The 1,906-nt window shown below is 68.2% G+C and carries 2 protein-coding genes; both read right to left on the reverse strand.

The genetic code is table 11. The annotated features are described in order from the left end of the window. A partial coding sequence (gene carB / locus HUK84_RS16595; RefSeq protein ID WP_176641267.1) for a carbamoyl-phosphate synthase large subunit occupies positions 1 to 1,284 on the reverse strand: 1,284 nt, incomplete at its 3' end. Between the two features lie 13 nt (positions 1,285 to 1,297). Beyond that, the coding region (locus HUK84_RS16600; protein WP_176641268.1) for a carbamoyl phosphate synthase small subunit at positions 1,298 to 1,906 on the reverse strand (609 nt) is incomplete at its 5' end.

Genomic DNA, 1,906 nt, shown 5'->3' on the forward strand with positions numbered 1-1,906 from the left:
CTGCGACAGCGCGGCACGGAACGCGTCCGGCCCGCCATCGCCCGGCACCTCCACCGGGTCCAGCCCGGCCAGCCCGGTTTCCATCGAGCGCAGGCCCTTCTGCAGCGCCTCGGCGAAGGACCGGCCGATCGCCATCGCCTCGCCGACCGACTTCATGCTGGTCGACAGCAGGGCAGGGGTGCCGGGGAATTTCTCGAAGGTGAAGCGCGGGATCTTCACCACCACGTAATCGATCGTCGGCTCGAACGAGGCCGGGGTCGAGCCGGTGATGTCGTTGGCCAGCTCGTCCAGCGTATAGCCCACGGCCAGCTTGGCCGCGACCTTGGCGATCGGAAAGCCCGTCGCCTTCGACGCCAGCGCCGATGAGCGCGAGACGCGCGGATTCATCTCGATCACCACCATGCGCCCGTCGGCCGGGTTCACGCCGAACTGCACGTTCGACCCGCCGGTATCCACGCCGATCGCCCGCAGGCAGGCCAGCGAGGCATCGCGCATCCGCTGATATTCCTTGTCCGTCAGCGTCAGCGCCGGCGCCACGGTGATGGAATCGCCGGTATGCACGCCCATCGGGTCGATATTCTCGATCGAGCAGACGATGATGCAATTGTCCGCGCTGTCGCGGACGACCTCCATCTCATATTCCTTCCATCCCAGCACCGATTCCTCGATCAGCACTTCGGTGGTGGGCGACGCATCCAGGCCCGAGGCCACGATCTGGTCGAATTCCTCGCGGTTATAGGCGATGCCGCCGCCCGATCCGCCCATGGTGAAGGACGGCCGGATCACCGCCGGCAGCCCCACGTCCTCCAGGGCGGCGCGCGCCTCCTCCAGCGTGTGGGCGATCGTGCTGCGCGGGCTCTCGATGCCGATCGCATCCATCGCCTCGCGGAATTTCTGCCGGTCCTCGGCGCGGTCGATCACCTCGGCATCCGCGCCGATCAGCTCCACGCCGTGCTTCTTCAGGAAGCCCGACTTGTCCAACGCCATCGCGGTGTTCAGCGCGGTCTGCCCACCCATGGTCGGCAGCACGGCGTCCGGCTTCTCGCGCAGGATGATCCGCTCGACGAATTCCGGGGTGATCGGCTCGATATAGGTCGCATCCGCCAGCCCCGGATCGGTCATGATCGTGGCGGGGTTGGAATTGACCAGGATCACCCGGTACCCTTCCTCGCGCAGCGCCTTGCAGGCCTGCGCGCCGGAATAGTCGAACTCGCAGGCCTGGCCGATGACGATCGGGCCGGCGCCGATGATCAGGATCGAGCGGATATCTGTCCGTTTGGGCATGGGGCGCGGGCTTTCAGACGGTCTGGTTGCTGCGGTCGATCAGGGCGACGAACCGGTCGAACAGATAATGGCTGTCCGACGGGCCGGGGCTCGCCTCGGGATGGTACTGGACCGAGAAGGCCGGATAGCGGTCGGACGCGATCCCCTCGTTCGATCCGTCGAACAGGCTGGTATGGGTCACCCGCACATCCGCCGGCAGGCTGGCCTCGTCCACGGCGAAGCCATGGTTCTGGCTGGTGATCTCCACCTTCCCGGTCGTCAGGTCCTTCACCGGCTGGTTGGCGCCCCGATGGCCGCGCGCCAGCTTATAGGTCCGCGCCCCCAGCGCCTGCGCCAGCAACTGGTGCCCCAGGCAAATGCCGAAGACCGGCTTGCCGGCCGCCAGCACGCCCCGGATCGCCGGCACCGCGTATTCCGCCGTCGCCGCCGGGTCCCCCGGACCGTTGGACAGGAACACGCCCTCCGGCCCATGGGCCAGGATCTCTTCCGCCGTCGCCGTCGCCGGCACCACGGTCACGTCGCAGCCCGCGCTGGTCAGGCAGCGCAGGATATTGCGCTTGGCCCCGTAATCCACCGCCACCACGCGCCGCCGCGCGGCCGGGGGGCTGGGCGCATCGCTGCC

This window comes from Nguyenibacter vanlangensis (assembly GCF_013376155.1).
In the GTDB taxonomy this organism is placed as follows: Bacteria; Pseudomonadota; Alphaproteobacteria; order Acetobacterales; family Acetobacteraceae; genus Gluconacetobacter; species Gluconacetobacter vanlangensis.